Origin of the sequence: Kitasatospora sp. NPDC058243 (genome assembly GCF_042882025.1) — a bacterium.
In the GTDB taxonomy this organism is placed as follows: Bacteria; Actinomycetota; Actinomycetes; order Streptomycetales; family Streptomycetaceae; genus Kitasatospora.
Genome location: NZ_JBHVWW010000016.1, coordinates 19,563 through 37,063, shown reverse-complemented (window position 1 = coordinate 37,063; position 17,501 = coordinate 19,563). Strand labels below are relative to the sequence as shown.

Below are 17,501 nucleotides of genomic sequence, written 5' to 3'. Positions count from 1 at the left end.
GGCCTGTCGGACGCCGGCCTCCGCGAGCAGCCTGTCCGTGTGGGCCGCGCTCGCTCTGGCCTGGTCCACAGGGAGGTGAAGGCCGACCAGCTCCCGGCATCGTCGGCGGCCCAGGCCTTTCGAGACGAGATCCGGGCCTCCTTGAAGTAACTGCCGATCAGCTTCGCGTCTCAGCGGCCACCCACTCCAGGTAGGCGGCCGATCCAGTGATCACCGGCACCCCGACGACCTCCGGCGTGTCGTAGGAGTGCAGCTCAACGATGCGCGCGCACAGCCGATCAGCCAGGCTCGCCCGGGACTTGAAGTCGACCCGCCACTCGGCGGAGTCCTGCACCGCACCGTCCCACCAGTAGACGGACTGGACGCGGTAGACCTGCGCACACGCGGCCAGGCGGTCACGGATCACCGCCGAAGCGAGCCCACGGGCCTTTGCCTCGTCGTCATGGGTCGTCGTCACCACAACGAAGTCACTGATCGTCATACCGTGACGGTACCCGGCATCGACCGCCGCCCACACTCTGCCCGACGGACCTACCCCACAGCACGCCCAGCCAGCCCCTGACCTCGGACAGGTACCACTGCCAACGGTCTTCAACCATCGTCTCAACCTGCACGTGCGAGTACGCTTCGAGAGTGTAGGCCACGACACTGACAACCAGCCCTGGGGCAAGGAGAGATGGCAACAACGCATCGGCTGTTCGACAGCGCCTCAACCGATCGAACTGAATCAATCAGGCCCCTCGGCCGCTAATCACCGCAGGTCAGGAAGTATCGGCCCCGCGCTCGCGGGGGTTGCTCGGTGGACGCCCGGATCGACCCGTCCTGGCGGGCATCGGCCCCGCGCTCGCGGGGGTTGCTCCGACCCAGATACCCGGTTCGGGGCGCAGCGGGAATCGGCCCCGCGCTCGCGGGGGTTGCTCCCGGCCGTGCCCCGTACCTGATGACGGGCACGGATCGGCCCCGCGCTCGCGGGGGTTGCTCCCCGCCAGTGCGCGTCAAGGTGCACGCCGCCCGATCGGCCCCGCGCTCGCGGGGGTTGCTCCGTTGAGATCCGGCCCGGCTGGCGCGAGCAATCATCGGCCCCGCGCTCGCGGGGGTTGCTCGACGTCGGACTTGCGGCTGGCGGGGGGCATCGCATCGGCCCCGCGCTCGCGGGGGTTGCTCCGAGGAGTGGATCGTCCCGATCTGCGCCGAGTGATCGGCCCCGCGCTCGCGGGGGTTGCTCGCTGGCGCCCCACGGGGTGGCCCTGGTGGTGGTATCGGCCCCGCGCTCGCGGGGGTTGCTCCACGGGTACCTCCGTGGATCACAGGGTTGGTTGATCGGCCCCGCGCTCGCGGGGGTTGCTCCGGCCGGTACGACAGCACCTACGTGGTCGACCGAATCGGCCCCGCGCTCGCGGGGGTTGCTCCCCGTCTTCCGCAATCCCGTCGAGCTTGTCGCAATCGGCCCCGCGCTCGCGGGGGTTGCTCCCACCACCTCGCCGCCCGGCTCGATCTTCAGGTATCGGCCCCGCGCTCGCGGGGGTTGCTCCCATCGCTGGCCTACTCTCCGCGCGGCGTGCGAATCGGCCCCGCGCTCGCGGGGGTTGCTCCGCAGAGGGCCGCAGCTCGGGCGGCGTGACGTCATCGGCCCCGCGCTCGCGGGGGTTTCTCCCACCATGACCGGCGGCAGGACCCGGTGGCCACATCGGCCCCGCGCTCGCGGGGGTTGCTCCAGATAAAGACTCTTCTCGCGCCGCCGCGAAACATCGGCCCCGCGCTCGCGGGGGTTGCTCGGCGGCCTCCCACTCAGACGACCACAGCAGTTCGCGGTGCTCACTCCTTCGCCCGATGATGCTGGCCCGACGAGACGACAAAATAGGCGTGGACGCGTCAAACTGTTCGCGAATTGAGTCGCTGAATTCAACAAGTTCCCTGCGGAACTGGGCGTACGAGTCGCCAAAGGAGACCACCGGCCGTGGGCCCGGCCGCGGTCCAGGGCCGTCCCACCTAGCACGCCGAGCCAGCGCCGAGGTCTAGGAGAGAACAGCTGGCTCTCCCTCAGTGCCGCCCAGACTGCTGCGGGCACGGGATTTTTCCGAGGGTGGTTGATTTCTTTCAGGACCATCTTCGCGGCTTAGTCTCCCTGGTCGGCCGCAGATCGCAATAACAGCACGGGAGTTAGACGCCTATGGGCGCTAACCACGTCGAGCGTGACCGAGTTCAAGGTCTTCCAGGCTTGGGAAGCCTTCGCTGAGAACGGTTCCGGACCCTCGATCCGCACCAGAGCCAGAGCATTCAGCAGCTCCCGCCACATTTGCGCGACCTCGTCCAAATCAAATGTCTTCTCAGCGATCTTAAGAAGACATCTCATTTGGAGAGTCTTCGGATGCAGATGAGAGCTGCGGCGAAGTGGTCGGCCTTGCGTTCGTAACGGCGGTGGAGTCGGCGGAATCCGCCGAGCCAGGCGACGGTGCGCTCGATCACCCAGCGGTGCCTGCCGAGGCGCTGGGAGGAGTCGATGCCTCGGCGGGTGATGCGGGCGGGGATCTGTCGGCGGCGAAGGTAGGCGCGGATGAAGCGGTGGTCGTAGGCTTTGTCGCCGTGCACTTTGCCGGGTCGGCGCCGCCCGGGGCCGCGTCGCGAGCGGATCGGCGGGATGGCGTCGACGAGCGGTATCAGGGCCTGGCTGTCGTGGACGTTGGCCCCGGAGATCGCGAGCGACAGGGGTAAACCGGTGCGTTCGGTGAGCAGGTGGATCTTCGACCCGCACTTGCCCCGATCGACAGGATTCGGACCTGTCAGCTCCCCTTTTTCAGGGCCCGCATGTTCACCGAGTCGACCGCGTACCTCGGCCAGTCCAGCTCCCCCCGTGAGCCGAGCTCGTCCAGGACGACCCGGTGGAGCTTGGCCCACACCCTGGCCCTGCTCCACTCGGTGAAGCGCCGGTGGGCGGTAGGCCCGGATGGGCCGAAACAAGGCGGCAGCTGAGCCCAGGTACACCCCGAGGTGGCGACGAACACGATCGCCGCCAACACCTCACGATCCCCGTGCCGCCGCCGGCCTCCGCCCTGCGGACGTACCGGAGCTTCCGGCACCACCAACTGGAACAGCTCCCACAACTCGTCCGGCACCAGGCGCTCCACGATCGTCACGGAAGCAGCCTGCAAGCCCAAATGAGATGTCTTCTAAGAACCCTGATCGTCTCCAGCTGCTGTTCCCCCGCAAGGACGAACGTGATCGCGGCTTCTCGTCGCGTGTTGCCGCGCCATTCATCGTGGGCCGCCTGCGAGGCGACCTCGGCAGTCCGCTGGGCAGCGCGAGTCTGCCGCAGGCCGACGATCAAGGCAGCGGGCACCCCGAGGATCGCGGCCCCTGATGCTGCAAGCGCTGATATCGCTTCAACTTGCATGCAGTCATGATGCCCCGGCTGGCGAGTGGTTGGGCTGAGACCCGCGAACCGGGGGATGCGGAGCGGCTGTTCTTGGGGTCGGCCAGCATCTCTCACATGCTGTGCGGTCGGCGTCCTCTCAGCTGCCGGCCGCAGGTGGTGCATCGGCCTTCGGCCGATGCGGCGGTGCCGCGCCCGTTTCGCTGCGTCTGGCCGAACGGCGGCGCGAGTGTCCTTCCATCGGAGGTGTTGGGCTTCCGGCCGCGCGGGAGCCCCGGTGGGGGCTCCTCCGGCGCCCGCCCCCACCGGATCCGGGTCGGTCAGCTGGCGAGAGCTTCGCCGAGTCGGTCGTGGGCGAGGCCGGCGAGGGTGCGGTGAAGGGCCTCGGCGCGGGACCGGACCAGCCCGTCCCGGAACGCTGCTGGCAGCTGCTGCCAGACCCCAACGGCCATGTCAGCAGCGGCGGCCGGGTCGCCGTCCATGCTCAGGCAGGTCGCGGCGTCCATGGTCAGCAGGGCCCGGGTCATGACGGACGGCGATTTGGTGAGGGCGAGGGCTGCATCCTGTTCGGCGTTCGCCTCGCGGGTGCGGCCCATCAGCGTGAACGCCTGGGACAGGTGGACGTGATGCTTCTGGAGCGGGTAGCCGAACCAGGTGTCGGCGGCCTGCGCGGAGTTCAGGTGTTCGGCGATGTTACGGGCGTCCGCGACCGCGCGAAGGGCCCCTCGGTGGTCACCGATGGAGGCCAGGGCGCGCGCGGTGACGGCGGCGGCCAGAGCTGCGGCGGCCGTGGGGGTTCGGCCTGCCTCGCGACGAGCGCAGATAGCCAGGTTCGCGGCAGCGTTCGGGGCGCCGTAGTTCAGCGGGACCATCGCGTGCCGGGCCAGGACCCAGGCCAGCATGTGCCGATCACCGGACTCGCGGGCGGCCTTCTCGGCGGTGGCGAACCAGCCGTGGGAGTCGCGCTGGTCACCCCGGTCGTGCTGGATGATCGCAACCAGTCCGGTGATCCCAGCCGCGGTGCGGGCCAGGTCGGTACGGGTGCCGGCGGGGTGCGGGCGGCTGAGGACGTCTTGCAGGAGACCGAGGTCCTGGCGCATCTGTGTCAGCACGACCCCGGGCGCCCGACCGTGGTAGCCGCCGCGGTGGCGTTCGAACGCCCCGTCGAGGTAGGCGAGGTCGCCAGCGTCGGAGCCGGACAGTCCGGCGTCGATCCCCTCTCGCGCCTCCGCGATGCCGGGCAGCGCGGCGACACCTGTCGCCAGTGCCGCCGCGCCGAGAAACTGTCGTCGATTCACCGCCGTACCCTCCTCTCCTTCGTCTTCGACCGGCTGCTGGTGGAGCCTGCGCCAGCGCCGCGAGGTGGCCACTGCTCGGGCGACCTCCTCCACCGAGAGCCCGTACCCGTCGGCCAGCAGCTGGTGCCACCTCGGGGTGGGCAGACGTCGCTCGGTCTCCCAGCGCTTCAGGTTCTTCGGGTCGAACCACGTGCCGCCTTGAGCGTCCTGTAAGAGCAGGGCCTGCTCGTCGCGGGTGAGTTCGGCGGTCTCCCGGATCCGCCTCAGCACGGCGCCGATGCCGTCTGGTGCCATCATGCCCGTCCTCAAGCCTTTGACTGACTGGTGCCCAATCCTGGCCCCCCAAAGCGGCCCCCGTGCGAGAAATGCACCCCCTGCTGGCACCACTACGGGCTGTAGTTGACTGTGTACCAGCCGAGTAGAGATCGGGCGAGATCAGGCCCTTCCCTCCGCACGGCACCCCCAAGCCCCCAGCTCCGGCCTGACGCCCCGAAGGGTTCCTTCGACATGCGCGTGTGCAACAGCAGCTTCTTCCTGGTCCGCGATCCCGTCTCCGTCCCCATGAGCCGCCAGCGGCTCGGCCGGCTGATCAAACAGTGGGGGGTCCGCACGGACAACGACAGCCGCCTGGCCCTGGACACCGTGATCTCGGAACTCGTCACCAACGCGGTGCGGCACACCAGCGGAGCGATGCTCACCGTCGGGGTGCACGCCGACCTCGACCTGCGCCGCCTGATCATCGAGGTCTACGACGGCTCGCGGGCCCTGCCCCGCCACCAGGTCTCGGGCCCGGACGCGGAGGCGGAGGCCGGCCGGGGCATCTTCCTGGTCGAGCGCCTGGCCCTCGCCCACGGGGCCGAGCACACCGTACGGGGCAAGAAGGTCTCGGCCGAGGTGGCCCTGCCCGAGCAGCCGCTCACCCGCCGCCAGCTCCTCGTCCACCCCCGCAGGGCGGCCCGCGCGGTGGCCCGCCGCCTGTCGGGCCACCGCCGCCCGCCGATACACCCGCCCGCCCTGGCCGCCACCGCCACCGCCACCGGCACCGGCACCGGCACCCGCTGACGCCCTTGCCCACAGCCATGATCGAGAGGACGACATGACCACCACCCAGCACAGCACAGCGATCACGGACCCCGCCCGGTTGCACGGCCGGGCGGCCGTCCGCAGCTTCCTGGAGGGCCCCTCGCTCACGGCGGCCGACCTGTCGATGGTCCTACTGGTCCGCGAGGACAGCGAGGACGCCGACCGGCCGATGCCGACCGTCACGGTCGCCGAGATCCCGCAGACGGTGCGTGACCTGGCCTCCCTGGGCGTCCGCTCGGTGAAGGTGTTCGCCAACAGCCTGCATCGCGACGCCGAGGCGTCCGGCGCCGTCGCACCCGACAGCCTGATGGTGCGGGCCATCCACCCGCAAAGGACGCCGAGCCGGGCATCGCGGTGATGACCGAGAACTGCCTGTGCGGCCACACCGACACCGGCGAATGCCACCTGACCAGCGCTGGCCGGATCGACCTGGACCGCACAGCAGCGATGATCGCCGCCCAGGCCGTCATCCAGGCCGAGGCCGGCGCCGACATCGTGGGACCGGCCGCGATGGTCCGGGGCACCACCTCCTGCGTGCGCCAAGCCCTGGACGAGAACGGCCACCGCGACGTGGCGACCATGCCCCATCTGATCTTCGACTCCGCCCTCTACGAGGGCTACCGGGCCACCATGCGGGCCACCCCGGCCTCCGGTGCCCACCGACCGTTCCAGATCAGCCCGCGCCAGCCGGAAACCGCGGTGGACACCGGTCTGGCTTTCGTCGGCGAGGGGGCCGACATGCTGCTGCTGGAACCAGGGATGCTCTCGGTGGATGTGCTCACCACCCTCAAGCAGAAGACCGCGGCGCCGCTGATGCCGTTCTCCGTCTCCGGCGAGTACACCCGGCTCGCCCCGTTCGATCCGGGCACCGGGCGGCGGGACTTCCGCCCGCTGCTGGAGCTGTTCATGATGCTCAAGCGCTCGGGTGCCGAGCGGATCATCACCTATGCCGCTGCTGACCTCGCGCGGCTGCTGGCCGGCTGAGCGGCCGGGCGGATCTCCGACAGGATCGCCTCGGCGCCCTGGTCCAGGAGAAGGCCGGCCACCTGAATGCCCAGCTTCTCCGGCTCCGAGACGGGGCCGGAGAAGCTGGCCTCGACCTGGTTCGTCCCGTCCAGGGAGGTGACCTGCGCGTGCAGCGACAGCGTGTCGCCGGCGGCCTTCGCGTAGGCGCCGACCGGAACCGAGCACCCGCCGTGCAGTTCGCCGAGCATTGCCCGCTCGGCCCGAACCTCCGCGTCCACTACCAGGTCGCCGGTGTCGGCCAGAATTTCGCGGGCCAGCTCGTTGTCCTCGCGGATCTGGATCCCGAGCGCCCCCTGACCGGGGCTCGGGGGGAACTGGCCAAGCGGCAGCAACTCGCCGATCGCGCCGTCCAAGCCGAGTCGCACCAACCCGGCCGCCGCCAGAACGACGCCGTCGAGGTTCATCGTCTTGAGCTTGTTCAGCCGGGGCGGCACGTTTCCGCGGATCGGCACGAAGACCAGGTCCGGGCGGACGTGCAGCAGCTGGGCGATCCGGCGGGCCGCCGACGTGCCGACCCGGCCACCCTGCGGCAGGTCGGCCAGCGTCGAGCCGCACAACGCATCCCGCACGTCCTCGCGGCCGGGCGGGGGCAGCAGCACCAGGCCGGGCGGGTTGCTGGTCGGCAGGTCTTTCAACGAGTGGACGATCACGTCCACCTCACCCCGCACCAGCGCGGCTTCCTGCTCGGTGGAGAACGCGGAGCCGCCCGAGTGGGCCGACACCTGCGACAGGGCCGTCTTCCGGTCCCGGTCACCGCCTTCAAGGATCACCTGGTGCCGGAACTCGACGTCGGGGAAGCGGTCCCGCAACGGCGCCAGGAACTCCCTGACCTGCGCTCGCGCGAGGTGACTGGCCCGCGATCCGACAATCAGCGTCCGCATTCCCGAACTCCCGGCACCTGAAGAGATGTTGACCGCATTCTACTCGAACACGGGCCTACCTTTTTCCGACGGTTTGTCGGAGTCGTGATTGGAGAGATCGAATGCCGTCCACCCGCCGCACGATCCGCATCGGCGCCCGCGCCTCGGCCATGTCGCTAGCCCAGGTTGCAAGCGTCCGGGCCGACCTGGCCGCACTCCACCCCGACGTGACCACCAAGCTGGTGGCGTTCGTCGCGGCCGGCGACCGCGAGCCCGGCGAACAGGCCGAACTGCACGACAAGGGCGCCTTCACCGGCGACATCGAGGAAGCCCTGCTGAGCGGGGTGTGCGACCTTGCGGTGCACTGTATGAAGGACGTGGCAGGCGACCCGCTGGTCACCCCGGGCACCGTCTTCGCGGCCCACCCCGAGCGGGCGAACATTCGTGACGCCCTGATCCACCCGGGCGGCCTCACCCTCGACCAGCTGCCGCCCGGCACCCGGGTCGCCACCTCGGCGGTGCGGCGTGTCGCCCAGCTCACCCGCAGCCACCCCCACCTGGACCTGGTGCCGATCAGGGGGACGGCGAACCTGCGGCTGGCGGTCCTGGAAGCCGGGGAGGTCGATGCTCTGGTGCTGGCCGCCTCCGGGCTGGAGCGCATCGGTGAACAACACCGGATCAGCCAGGTCCTGACCGTCGAGCAGATGTGCCCGCCGCTGGGGGCAGCCGTGCTCGGCTTGCAGTGCCGCGAGGATGACGCCGACCTGATCGACCTCCTCACCCCACTCGGCGACCGCGCCACGACGCGGGAGATCACCGCCGAGCGGGCCCTGCTCAACGCCCTGCGCGGGCACTGCAACAGCCCGATCGCCGGGTTCGCCCGCGCCTTCGAGGACGGGCACCTGGGCCTTCGCGCGATGGTCTTCTCCCCGGACGGCGCCACCGTGCTGGAAGCCCGCCAATCGGCCGGCCAGCTCAGCCCGGAAGCGCTCGGCGTGGGGGTCGCCGCCACCTTGATCCGCGACGGCGCCCGCGAGCTGATCGACTCGATCGACCACTGACCTCGCCCCTCGGAGGCGCCGGGGCCCTGCCCGGCGGCCTCCGGGAGGCCGTCGCAGGGCGATGCCGTTTGGCTCCCCGAGGGGGCTACCGCGAGCCGGTCGGCTGTCGCGGTTCTGTTTTCGCATCATCTTCCCTTGCCAACAATCCTCAGCCATCGTCTTGACCTCCACGTGCGAGTACGCTTCGAGAGCGTAGGCAACGACACTGACAACCAGCCCTGGGGCAAGGAGAGATGGCAGCGACGCATCGGCTGTTCGACGGCGCCTCTACCGATCGAACTGAATCAATCAGGCCCCTCGCCCGCTAATCACTGCAGGTCAGGAAGTATCGGCCCCGCGCTCGCGGGGGTTGCTCCACGGTGATCACCACCCCGCACATCACGGCGTCATCGGCCCCGCGCTCGCGGGGGTTGCTCCTGGGACACGTGGGCGCTGCCCGGTCTCTACTGATCGGCCCCGCGCTCGCGGGGGTTGCTCGGGTGGTCCCGGTCCGGCCCGACCACCCGCCAGATCGGCCCCGCGCTCGCGGGGGTTGCTCCCACCGCCGATCCCAGGCGAGGCCTTCCACGTAATCGGCCCCGCGCTCGCGGGGGTTGCTCCCGGTGGGAGGAGTACTCACCGGTCCGCGGCGAATCGGCCCCGCGCTCGCGGGGGTTGCTCCCGTGCGGACACGGTTCGAGCCCGCGATCCGCTATCGGCCCCGCGCTCGCGGGGGTTGCTCGGTGTCGGTCAGCTCCCGGCGGATGCGGGCGTTATCGGCCCCGCGCTCGCGGGGGTTGCTCCGCCTGCGGCTTCCGGGACCAGCGGACGTAGTCATCGGCCCCGCGCTCGCGGGGGTTGCTCTACATGTACACGAAAGCCGAGTTGACCCGCGCGGTCGGCCCCGCGCTCGCGGGGATTGCTCCTGCGCGAGCAGCAGAAGCACGTCATCACCGTCATCGGCCCCGGGCTCTCGGGGGTTGCTCCGGCTGGGTACGCCTGGACTGGGTGCTGCCCATGTCGGCCCCGCGCTCGCGGGGTTGCTCCACTCTGTATTCACGGTCGACGTCCATGTGGGGTCCTCAGCCTCCCGGTGATGTCCCTTGCTGTCGCCGAGGGCGGTGGCTGGTGAGTTCCTGCCGCCGGTCGGGGGAGGGCTTCAAGCCGTTGCGCGCCTTCGAGGTCCGCTTGGTGCTCTTGGCCTTGCGCGGGCGCTTGTGGCCTGCGTCCGCCTGGCCGTGTCGGTGCTGGCTGCTCGGAGGATCGCGGGCGGTTCGGGGAAGACCGCAAGCCCCGCTGCGCCCCGCGCAGCGGAGGCCGGGGCGGCGCCGTTCCAGCGGGCCCGGGGCCGCAGCGCTTACCCGGCCTACACCTGAGAAGCGCCGGAGCCGCACACGTACGGTGCCCGGCCGGCGGCCGCGTGGCGGAGGAGGGTGAGGGCCTGTTCGGAGGGGGAGTTGGCGGGGGTGGTGCACACGATGAGCGCCTGGTCTGGTGAGCGGGCGATGGACAGGGTCTGCTGGGTCACCGTGACCGTGCCGACGACGGGGTGGTGCAGCTCGTAGGACGAGGCGTCGCACGGCACTACGCGGTGGTCTGCCCACAGGGCGACGAACTCCTGGCTCTTCATGGTCAGTTCGCCGATCAGACCCGCGAGCAGCGCGTCCTCCGGATGTCTGCCGACGGCGATGCGCAGGTTGCCGACCACCGCGCGTGCCTTGCGTTCCCAGTCCGCGTACAGGTCTCGGCAGTGCAGGTCGAGGAAGAGCATCCGGCTCATGTTCGGTCGTCGTGCCGGGTCGTCCGGGCTGAGGAGGTCGAGGTGGCCGGCCAGCAGGGCGTGTCCGAGGGTGTTCCAGGCCAGGACGTCGGTGCGGCGGCCGAGCACGATCGCGGGGACGCCGTCGACGGCGCGGAGGAGGTCCCGGGTTTCGTCGGCGAGTTTCTCGGGCCGTGGGCGGCGTGGCCGGGGTGTGTGGCGGGCGGTGTCGGCGAGCCGGTCGAGGTGGGCGCGCTCGTGGGTGTCGAGCAGGAGTGCGCCGGCGATGGCGTCGAGTACCTCGGCGGAGGCCCCGCGGGACAGGCCCTGTTCGAGCCGGGTGTAGTAGGAGACGCTGACGCCCGCGAGTTGGGCCAGTTCTTCGCGCCGGAGCCCGGCCACCCGTCTGCGGGGCCCGAGGTCGCGCAGGCCGACGTCCTCGGGCCGCAGCTGCGCCCGTCGGGCTTGGAGGAAGGCGCCGAGTGGGCCTGGTCCGTTCATCGCCCCAGTATTCGGTGGCGGCCCGGTCCCTGCCACACCCTGCGAGGGGTAGGACAAGCCGGGAGTGGTTGGTGCCCGTCCGGGTGTCCAGGATCGGTCTCATTCGGCCACCAACTCGGCCGCGTACCCCGGACCCGAGGACGGACCGCATGGATCAGAACATGAACGAGAGCATGGACCAGAACATGGATCAGGACCCCGACCAGATCACCCTGGGCGACGTCACCGTCACCCGCGTCAAGGAGTTCTACGGCTCGACCGGGCTGGCGCCGGGCCAGTTCTTCCCGGACAGCCCCGACGGTTCGTGGGACGAGCACCGCGACTGGCTGGTGCCCGACTTCTGGGACCCGGAGGCGGACGAGTGCCGTACGGCGATCCAGTCCTGGCTGCTGCGCAGCGAGGGGCGCACGATCCTCGTGGACACCGGCGTGGGCAACCACAAGGACCGTCCTTACGCGCCGGTGTGGAGCCGCCTGGACACGGGCTACCTCGACAACCTCGCCGCTGCCGGCGTGCGGCCCGAGGACGTCGACGTCGTGGTCAACACCCATCTGCACGTCGATCACGTGGGCTGGAACACCCGCCTGGACGGCCGGGACTGGGTGCCGACCTTCCCGAACGCCACGTATCTGATGCCCCGGCGGGACTTCGAGTTCTGGGACCCGGCCAACGGGCACAGGAGCGTACTGGGCCGGGGGAACCAGAACGTGTTCGAGGACAGCGTCGCACCGGTCCACGCGGCGGGGCTGACACACCTGTGGGACGGGACGTACCGGATCGACGGGAATCTGCGTCTCGATCTCGCTCCCGGGCACACTCCCGGCTCGTCCGTGCTCACCCTGGAGTCCGGCGGCGACCAGGCCCTGTTCGTCGGGGATCTGGTGCACACCGCGTTGCAGATCGCGGAGCCGGAGACCAATTCCTGTTTCTGCGAGGACCCGGCGGAGTCCCGCGCGACCCGGCGCAGGCTGCTCGGCCGCGCCGCCGAGAACAACGCGCTCGTCCTCCCTGCGCACTTCGGCGGCCGAGGGGCGATGGAGGTCGCGCGCAGCGGGTCGAAGTTCGCGATCAAGGAGTGGGCGGGTTTCTCCCGGATCTCCTGACGTCCCGTCCGGAGATCCCTCAAGCGATGTCCCCTTCGTTCCCTTCCAGAGAGGAAGTCATCCCGTGTCCCGACAGGCAGATCCGGTCGCCGAAACCCCGGCGGGCGCCGTGCGCGGCGTCCGTGACGAGTCCGGCGAGCGCTTCCGCGCCCTTCCGTACGCGGCGGCGCCGGTCGGTGCCGGCCGGTTCGCCGCGCCCGCGCCGCACCCGGGCTGGTCGGGTGTCCGTGACGGCAGCAGGCCCTCGCCGACCGCTCCCCAGCCGGCCCGGGACTTCGGCCGGCTCGACATGAGCCCCTACTTCGGGCCGGGCTGGGTGCCCGGCGAGGAGTACCTGACCGTCGACGTCCACACGCCGGCCGCCGACGGGGGCGGGCGCCCTGTCATGGTCTTCGTGCACGGCGGCGGGTTCGTCACCGGTTCGAACCGTGCGGCGCTCTACGGCGGCGGCGCGTTCGCCCGCGACGGCGTCGTCCTGGTGACGGTGAACTACCGCCTCGGCGTGCCGGGGTTCCTGGAGCTGGCGGGTGCTCCGGCCAACCGCGGGCTGCTCGACGTGCTCGCCGCGCTCAGGTGGGTGCGGGGCTCGGTGGCGGCCTTCGGTGGCGACCCGGGGAACGTCACGGTCTTCGGCCAGTCCGCGGGTGCCACGCTCGTCGGCGCGCTGCTCGCGACTCCGGCGGCCGCCGGTCTGTTCCGGCGGGCGATCGTCCAGAGCGGCAACGGCTGCGGCGCGTTCACGCCGGAGCAGGCGCAGCGGGTCACCGCCGCGGTGGCGGCCGCGCTGGGCGTCGAGCCGACCGTGGAGGCGTTCGCCCTGGTCCCGGACGAGCGTTTCGTGGCGGTCCTGCCCGCGCTGGCCGGCCTGGATCTGCGGACCGGCACCGCTTCGGACCCGCTGGCCGGGCTCAGCCCGTTCAGCCTGGTCCTGCCGGCGCAGCCCGCCGACGCCCTCGCCGACGGCCCGGCCGCCGACGTCGATCTGCTCATCGGCACCACCACCGAGGAGGGGCACCTCTACGTCGTCCCGCAGGGCGGTCTGGAGTCCACCACGGACGCCGACGTGCTCGCCGTCGCCGCCCAGGTACACCCGGACCCGGAGGCGGCCCTCGCCGCGCACCGCGCGGTCCGGCCGGGTGCGACACCGGGTGAGCTGCGCTCCGCTGTGCTCGGGCAGGCCCTGTTCGAGGCCGGTACGGCGCGTCTGGCGCAGGCGCACGCGCGGGTCTCGGGCGGCCGTACGCACCGCTACTCGTTCGGGTACCGCTCGACGGCCCTGGGCGGACGGCTCGGCGCCGCCCACACCGTCGAACTGCCCTTCGTGTTCGACGTCGCCGACGAGCCGTGGCTGCACGGGGACACCGGACTGCTCGGCGCCGAACCCGCCCCGGCGGGGCTCGCAGCCCGGGTCCACGGTGCCTGGGTCGCGTTCGCCGGCACCGGGGACCCGGGCTGGGCCGCCTACGACCTGCGGCGACCCGTGGTGGAGGCCTTCGGCGGCTGAGCGCCGCCAGCAACCGCCAGGGGCTGCCAGTGGCCGCCCGAGACATGGCTCCCCCGAGGCCGGACGGGGGACGCGGACCTGGCTACTTCGGGTCCACGGTCCACCGTTCGGGCCTCGCCTCACCCAACGCCGAAGAGGTCACTCGGCCCTCAGCGGTTTGACGATCGTGTGGGTGATGATCTGTCCCTGGATGGTCTTGTTCCCTAGAGTCTGCTGACCGACCTGCTTGGCGGCGGGCTTGGCAACGGGCTTGGCGGCGACAGGCTGGGCGGGGGCCTCGGCGGTGGTGGTCTCGTCGGGCTGGTCGTCGGACATGGGCAGTCTCCTTCTGTTGTGCTCCGATCAGGCGTAGTCGATCTTGCCGTCCGAAGTCCTGGAACAGCCAGTCGATTACGAGCCATGGTCATCAGCAGCCGTAGCCGACCAGGCACACCAGCCCGGTGATCTTCAACTACGGGGTGCGAACATCTCATTGGCTCTCCCCCAGCTGTCCGTCCACCCGGGTCGCCGGGTCGCCGGTGGCCGCGGGCCCGGTCAGGCGACCAGGCGCAGCCAGGCTGCCGCGAGTGCGGCGTGGCCGGCGGGCGTCGGGTGGACGCCGTCCGCGGACCAGTGCTCCGGGCCGGCCGCGGCGGCGAGTTCGGCGAACATGCCGTCAGCGGCGAGCAGGTGCGCACCGTAGGTGCGGGCGAGCTTGCGCACGGCCTGGATCTTGGGGTCCAGGTCGGTGCGCCATTGCTGCCGCTGATGCTCTCCGATGAAGGCGGCGCCGGCCTCGATGACGCCGTGGATGGGCAGGAGGAACGGCTCGATGAGGATCAGCTGCGCGCCCGCCTCGGCGAGGGGCGCGAGCAGGCGGTCGTAGCCCGCTTCGAACTCCTCTGCGGGGATCACGCGCCCCTCCGGGTCCAGCGTGTGCCAGCCCATGTCGTTGACTCCGACGAGGATCGACACCACGTCCGGGCGGGCGTCGAGCACGTCGGTCTGCCAGCGGGCTTCGAGGTTCATCACCTTGTCGCCCGCGTTCCCGGTGTTCAGCCAGGTCACGGGCCGGTCCGGGTGCCGGAAGCCCCACTCGCCCGCGACGCGCAGCGGGTAGCCGTACCCGAGGGCGTCTTCGCTCTGCTGCCGTTGGCAGTCGGTGATCGAGTCGCCGGTGAACATCACGGTGCTTCCCGGTCGGATGGTGATCGTCATGTGCGCTCCTTGAACGTGAATATGGAGGTGGGCGTGGACGTGGACGTGAATTCGGTTGACGTGGACGTGAATTCGGGCGAGGAGAGGCAAGGCCGGACCTCTCGAAGGTGCCGGACCTCGCCGTCATCGGGCTGACAAGCGCCGCCATGTCACCGCCATGCCCCCGTAATCGCGCTGACGGCCCCCGAGGCCGGTGGGCCGCCGCCACCCGGGCCGGTGGCTTTTCTGCTTCAGTCGAGGATTCAGAGGATTCGGCAGCCCCGCGGATCCGACAGCAGAAGCCGCGAGACCGAGGTGCGGATGACGTCCAGCCCAGTTCCCAGTCCGTCCGCCAGCCCTTCTCCCAACCCGCCGGAGCACACGTCGGGCTGCTCGGCCGGCCGTCCGCTCGTGCCCGGTGCGGTCGCGTTGTCCGGGGTCAGCAAGGCGTTCGGCGTGGTCAGCGCCGTGGACGGGATCGATCTGGAGATCAGGCCGGGCGAGTTCTTCTCGATGCTCGGGCCGTCCGGGTCGGGCAAGACCACGGTGCTGCGCATGATCGCGGGCTTCGAGGCGCCGAGCGCCGGCCGGGTGCTGCTGGGCGGGGTCGACGTCACCGGCTTGCCCGCGTTCGACCGCGACGTCAACACGGTGTTCCAGGATTACGCCCTCTTTCCGCATCTGTCGGTGTGGCAGAACGTCGAGTACGGGCTGAAGGTCAAGCGGGTGCCGCGGGCGGAGCGGGCCGCACGGGTGGCCGAGGCGCTGGCGAGCGTGCAGTTGCCCTCCTTCGGTGACCGGCGCCCGGCCGAACTGTCCGGCGGGCAGCGCCAGCGGGTCGCGCTGGCCCGCGCGCTGGTCAACCGCCCGTCCGTGCTGCTGCTCGACGAGCCGCTCGGCGCCCTCGACCTGAAGCTCCGGCTGGAGATGCAGCTCGAACTCCAGCAGATCCAGCGCGAGGCCGGGATCACCTTCGTCCTCGTGACCCACGACCAGGACGAGGCGCTCACGATGAGCGACCGGATCGCGGTCCTCAACGCCGGCCGGATCGAGCAGGTCGGCACTCCCGCCGAGGTGTACGAGCGGCCGGCCACCGCGTTCGTGGCGGGCTTCGTCGGCACCTCGAACCTGCTCCGGGGCGCCTGCGCCGAGCAGGTCTTCGGCCGGCCCGGGACGTACTCGGTGCGTCCCGAGAAGATCCGCATCGCCCGTGCGGAGGACCCGACGGGGCCCGACGAGTACGGCGTCACCGGGACGATCGGCGAGGTCGTCTACGCCGGCGCGCAGACCCGCTTCCTGGTCGACCTGGCGGCGGGCGGGCGGCTGGTGGCCGTCCGGCAGAACCTCGACGGCTCCGGTCTCGACGGCTCCGGTCTCGACGACTCCGGTACCGACGCCTCCCGCCGCCGGGGGGCGAGCGTCCTCCTGGCCTGGCGGCGACACCACACCGTCCGTATCGACAACTCCTGACCCTCAACCCTTGACGAAAGCGATCGAGTTCATGAGCACCACGCGCCCCCGCCCCCTGCACCGCCGAACCCTCCACCGCCGCCCCCTGAGCGCCCTGGCGGCCGCGGCCGCCCTGCTGCTTCCCGTGGCGTGCGCGTCGAACTCCGGTGGCGGCGGCGGCACGGGCACCGGGTTCACCGCACCGGACATCCCCGCGCAGAAGTCCCTCGGCCCGGGCGAGGGCACCGTCAACATCGTCGCCTGGGCCGGCTACGTCGAGTACGGGCAGGACAACAAGGCCGTCGACTGGGTCACCCCGTTCATCCGGCAGACCGGCTGCAAGGTGAACCTCAAGGTGGCGGGCACCTCGGACGAGATGGTCGCGTTGATGAAGACCGGCCAGTACGACACCGTCTCGGCTTCCGGTGACGCGACGCTGCGCCTGATCGCGGGCGGCGACGTCGCGCCCGTCAATACCGCGCTCGTCCCCAACTATGCCGATATCTACCCCGGGTTGAAGAACCGCCCGTGGAACTCGGTCAAGGACGTACCGTACGGAATCCCGCACGGGCGCGGCGCCAACCTGCTGATGTACAACACCGACAAGGTCACTCCCGCGCCGACCTCCTGGGGCGCGGTCTTCACCCCGGACTCGCCCTACGCCGGTCACCTCACCGCGTACGACAGTCCTATCTACATCGCGGATGCCGCGCTGTACCTGATGAGGACCAGGCCCGAGCTCGGCATCAGGAACCCCTACGCCCTGACCTCCTCCCAACTGGACGCCGCGGTGGCGCTGCTCAAGGTCCAGAAGAAGCAGGTCGGCTCCTACTGGAGCGACTACACCAAGGAGCAGGCGGCGTTCGACTCCGGCGACGCCCTGATCGGCACCACCTGGGAGGTGATCCAGCAGGCGGTCGCCGCCGACGGCAGGGTGCGGACGCAGGCGGTCCTGCCCGTCGAGGGTTCCACCGGCTGGTCCGACACCTGGATGGTCTCGGCGCACGCCCAGCACCCCAACTGCGCCTACGCGTGGATGGACTACATCGTCTCGCCGTCGGCCAACGCGCAGGTCGCCGAGTACTTCGGCGAGGCCCCGGCCAACTCCAAGGCCTGCGCGCAGATCACCGACAACCCGGGCTTCTGCGCCGACTACCACGCCACCGACGAGAACTGGTGGAAGGACGTCTACTACTGGACCACGCCCACCGCGCAGTGCGCCGACGGCAGCGGCCGCGACGACTGCACCGCGTACGCCCAGTGGGTCACCGCCTGGAACGGGATCAAGAGCTCTTGAGCGCCCCCGCCACGGCACGCACCCCGGCGCACACC

General features: G+C 70.8%; 16 protein-coding genes and 2 CRISPR repeat arrays. Of the genes, 9 read left to right on the top strand and 7 right to left on the bottom strand.

Annotation, left to right across the window (positions count from 1 at the left end; genetic code table 11):
- Nucleotides 1-157: 157 nt before the first annotated feature.
- Together cutA and ACFVX9_RS13725 are read right to left on the bottom strand one after the other, a co-directional pair.
- Nucleotides 158-481: a divalent-cation tolerance protein CutA gene (cutA, locus tag ACFVX9_RS13730; protein WP_387981727.1), complete on the bottom strand. Its 324-nt coding sequence runs from the start codon at nt 479-481 to the stop codon at nt 158-160.
- A gap of 289 nt (nt 482-770) precedes the next feature.
- A CRISPR array of direct repeats spans nt 771-1,776; the repeat unit is 28 nt; unit sequence ATCGGCCCCGCGCTCGCGGGGGTTGCTC.
- A 573-nt stretch (nt 1,777-2,349) separates the two neighbouring features.
- A protein-coding gene (locus ACFVX9_RS13725; RefSeq protein ID WP_387981810.1) for an IS5 family transposase occupies nt 2,350-3,128 on the bottom strand; the annotation gives its coding sequence in 2 pieces (ribosomal slippage) (nt 2,350-2,792 and nt 2,792-3,128; 780 coding nt in all).
- 32 nt (nt 3,129-3,160) lie between these two features.
- Here ACFVX9_RS13725 and ACFVX9_RS13720 point away from each other — a divergent pair.
- Nucleotides 3,161-3,358, top strand: a complete 198-nt coding sequence (locus ACFVX9_RS13720) for a hypothetical protein (protein WP_387981726.1) — start codon at nt 3,161-3,163, stop codon at nt 3,356-3,358.
- 332 nt (nt 3,359-3,690) lie between these two features.
- Here the strand turns inward: ACFVX9_RS13720 and ACFVX9_RS13715 are convergent, their stop codons facing one another.
- Nucleotides 3,691-4,965, bottom strand: a complete 1,275-nt coding sequence (locus tag ACFVX9_RS13715; RefSeq protein WP_387981724.1) for a helix-turn-helix domain-containing protein — start codon at nt 4,963-4,965, stop codon at nt 3,691-3,693.
- A 210-nt stretch (nt 4,966-5,175) separates the two neighbouring features.
- Here ACFVX9_RS13715 and ACFVX9_RS13710 point away from each other — a divergent pair, with 210 nt between their 5' ends.
- From ACFVX9_RS13710 to ACFVX9_RS13700, 3 genes are read left to right on the top strand one after another with little or no spacing between them, the layout of a single operon-like run.
- The gene (locus ACFVX9_RS13710) at nt 5,176-5,730 is read left to right on the top strand and encodes an ATP-binding protein (protein ID WP_387981723.1); all 555 of its coding nucleotides are present in this window, start codon (nt 5,176-5,178) and stop codon (nt 5,728-5,730) included.
- Nucleotides 5,731-5,764: 34 nt separating this feature from the next.
- Nucleotides 5,765-6,109: a hypothetical protein gene (locus ACFVX9_RS13705; RefSeq protein WP_387981721.1), complete on the top strand. Its 345-nt coding sequence runs from the start codon at nt 5,765-5,767 to the stop codon at nt 6,107-6,109.
- The gene (locus ACFVX9_RS13700) at nt 6,109-6,735 is read left to right on the top strand and encodes a hypothetical protein (protein ID WP_387981720.1); all 627 of its coding nucleotides are present in this window, start codon (nt 6,109-6,111) and stop codon (nt 6,733-6,735) included. The genes ACFVX9_RS13705 and ACFVX9_RS13700 overlap by 1 nt, the downstream gene beginning before the upstream one ends.
- On the opposite strand, the gene hemC (ACFVX9_RS13695) is transcribed toward ACFVX9_RS13700, so the two are convergent.
- Nucleotides 6,696-7,658 (bottom strand): hydroxymethylbilane synthase, encoded by a 963-nt coding sequence (gene hemC / locus ACFVX9_RS13695; protein WP_363377503.1) that lies wholly within the window; start codon nt 7,656-7,658, stop codon nt 6,696-6,698. The two genes, ACFVX9_RS13700 and hemC (ACFVX9_RS13695), sit on opposite strands and share 40 nt — an antisense overlap.
- A gap of 101 nt (nt 7,659-7,759) precedes the next feature.
- Between hemC (ACFVX9_RS13695) and hemC (ACFVX9_RS13690) the strand changes: the two genes are divergently transcribed.
- Nucleotides 7,760-8,698 carry a hydroxymethylbilane synthase gene (gene hemC / locus ACFVX9_RS13690; RefSeq protein WP_380481374.1) on the top strand — a complete coding sequence of 313 codons (939 nt, stop codon included), beginning with the start codon at nt 7,760-7,762 and terminating at the stop codon, nt 8,696-8,698.
- A 327-nt stretch (nt 8,699-9,025) separates the two neighbouring features.
- A CRISPR array of direct repeats spans nt 9,026-9,724; the repeat unit is 28 nt; unit sequence ATCGGCCCCGCGCTCGCGGGGGTTGCTC.
- Between the two features lie 319 nt (nt 9,725-10,043).
- Here hemC (ACFVX9_RS13690) and ACFVX9_RS13685 read toward each other — a convergent pair.
- Nucleotides 10,044-10,937, bottom strand: coding sequence for a helix-turn-helix domain-containing protein (locus tag ACFVX9_RS13685; RefSeq protein ID WP_380368645.1), 894 nt, complete (start codon nt 10,935-10,937; stop codon nt 10,044-10,046).
- 185 nt (nt 10,938-11,122) lie between these two features.
- On the opposite strand from ACFVX9_RS13685, the gene ACFVX9_RS13680 reads away from it, so the two are divergent.
- Together ACFVX9_RS13680 and ACFVX9_RS13675 are read left to right on the top strand one after the other, a co-directional pair.
- Nucleotides 11,123-12,040: an MBL fold metallo-hydrolase gene (locus tag ACFVX9_RS13680; protein ID WP_387981809.1), complete on the top strand. Its 918-nt coding sequence runs from the start codon at nt 11,123-11,125 to the stop codon at nt 12,038-12,040.
- Nucleotides 12,041-12,104: 64 nt separating this feature from the next.
- Nucleotides 12,105-13,544 carry a carboxylesterase/lipase family protein gene (locus tag ACFVX9_RS13675; RefSeq protein ID WP_387981718.1) on the top strand — a complete coding sequence of 480 codons (1,440 nt, stop codon included), beginning with the start codon at nt 12,105-12,107 and terminating at the stop codon, nt 13,542-13,544.
- Nucleotides 13,545-13,682: 138 nt separating this feature from the next.
- Here the strand turns inward: ACFVX9_RS13675 and ACFVX9_RS13670 are convergent, their stop codons facing one another.
- Both ACFVX9_RS13670 and ACFVX9_RS13665 read right to left on the bottom strand, forming a co-directional pair.
- Entirely contained in the window at nt 13,683-13,859 is a 177-nt protein-coding gene (locus ACFVX9_RS13670) for a hypothetical protein (RefSeq protein ID WP_380368650.1), read from the bottom strand.
- A gap of 219 nt (nt 13,860-14,078) precedes the next feature.
- Nucleotides 14,079-14,741, bottom strand: a complete 663-nt coding sequence (locus tag ACFVX9_RS13665) for a GDSL-type esterase/lipase family protein (RefSeq protein ID WP_387981717.1) — start codon at nt 14,739-14,741, stop codon at nt 14,079-14,081.
- A gap of 408 nt (nt 14,742-15,149) precedes the next feature.
- Between ACFVX9_RS13665 and ACFVX9_RS13660 the strand changes: the two genes are divergently transcribed.
- Nucleotides 15,150-16,190: an ABC transporter ATP-binding protein gene (locus tag ACFVX9_RS13660; protein ID WP_387981715.1), complete on the top strand. Its 1,041-nt coding sequence runs from the start codon at nt 15,150-15,152 to the stop codon at nt 16,188-16,190.
- Between the two features lie 31 nt (nt 16,191-16,221).
- Nucleotides 16,222-17,466 carry an ABC transporter substrate-binding protein gene (locus ACFVX9_RS13655; RefSeq protein ID WP_387981808.1) on the top strand — a complete coding sequence of 415 codons (1,245 nt, stop codon included), beginning with the start codon at nt 16,222-16,224 and terminating at the stop codon, nt 17,464-17,466.
- Nucleotides 17,467-17,501: the final 35 nt, after the last annotated feature.

Bases quoted from the DNA above. Each gene is read 5' to 3' on its own strand.
- cutA (WP_387981727.1), bottom strand. From the start codon at position 481: ATGACGATCAGTGACTTCGTTGTGGTGACGACGACCCATGACGACGAG.
- ACFVX9_RS13720 (WP_387981726.1), top strand. From the start codon at position 3,161: ATGTCTTCTAAGAACCCTGATCGTCTCCAGCTGCTGTTCCCCCGCAAG.
- ACFVX9_RS13715 (WP_387981724.1), bottom strand. From the start codon at position 4,965: ATGATGGCACCAGACGGCATCGGCGCCGTGCTGAGGCGGATCCGGGAG.
- ACFVX9_RS13710 (WP_387981723.1), top strand. From the start codon at position 5,176: ATGCGCGTGTGCAACAGCAGCTTCTTCCTGGTCCGCGATCCCGTCTCC.
- ACFVX9_RS13705 (WP_387981721.1), top strand. From the start codon at position 5,765: ATGACCACCACCCAGCACAGCACAGCGATCACGGACCCCGCCCGGTTG.
- ACFVX9_RS13700 (WP_387981720.1), top strand. From the start codon at position 6,109: ATGACCGAGAACTGCCTGTGCGGCCACACCGACACCGGCGAATGCCAC.
- hemC (WP_363377503.1), bottom strand. From the start codon at position 7,658: ATGCGGACGCTGATTGTCGGATCGCGGGCCAGTCACCTCGCGCGAGCG.
- hemC (WP_380481374.1), top strand. From the start codon at position 7,760: ATGCCGTCCACCCGCCGCACGATCCGCATCGGCGCCCGCGCCTCGGCC.
- ACFVX9_RS13685 (WP_380368645.1), bottom strand. From the start codon at position 10,937: ATGAACGGACCAGGCCCACTCGGCGCCTTCCTCCAAGCCCGACGGGCG.
- ACFVX9_RS13680 (WP_387981809.1), top strand. From the start codon at position 11,123: ATGGATCAGGACCCCGACCAGATCACCCTGGGCGACGTCACCGTCACC.
- ACFVX9_RS13670 (WP_380368650.1), bottom strand. From the start codon at position 13,859: ATGTCCGACGACCAGCCCGACGAGACCACCACCGCCGAGGCCCCCGCC.
- ACFVX9_RS13665 (WP_387981717.1), bottom strand. From the start codon at position 14,741: ATGACGATCACCATCCGACCGGGAAGCACCGTGATGTTCACCGGCGAC.
- ACFVX9_RS13655 (WP_387981808.1), top strand. From the start codon at position 16,222: ATGAGCACCACGCGCCCCCGCCCCCTGCACCGCCGAACCCTCCACCGC.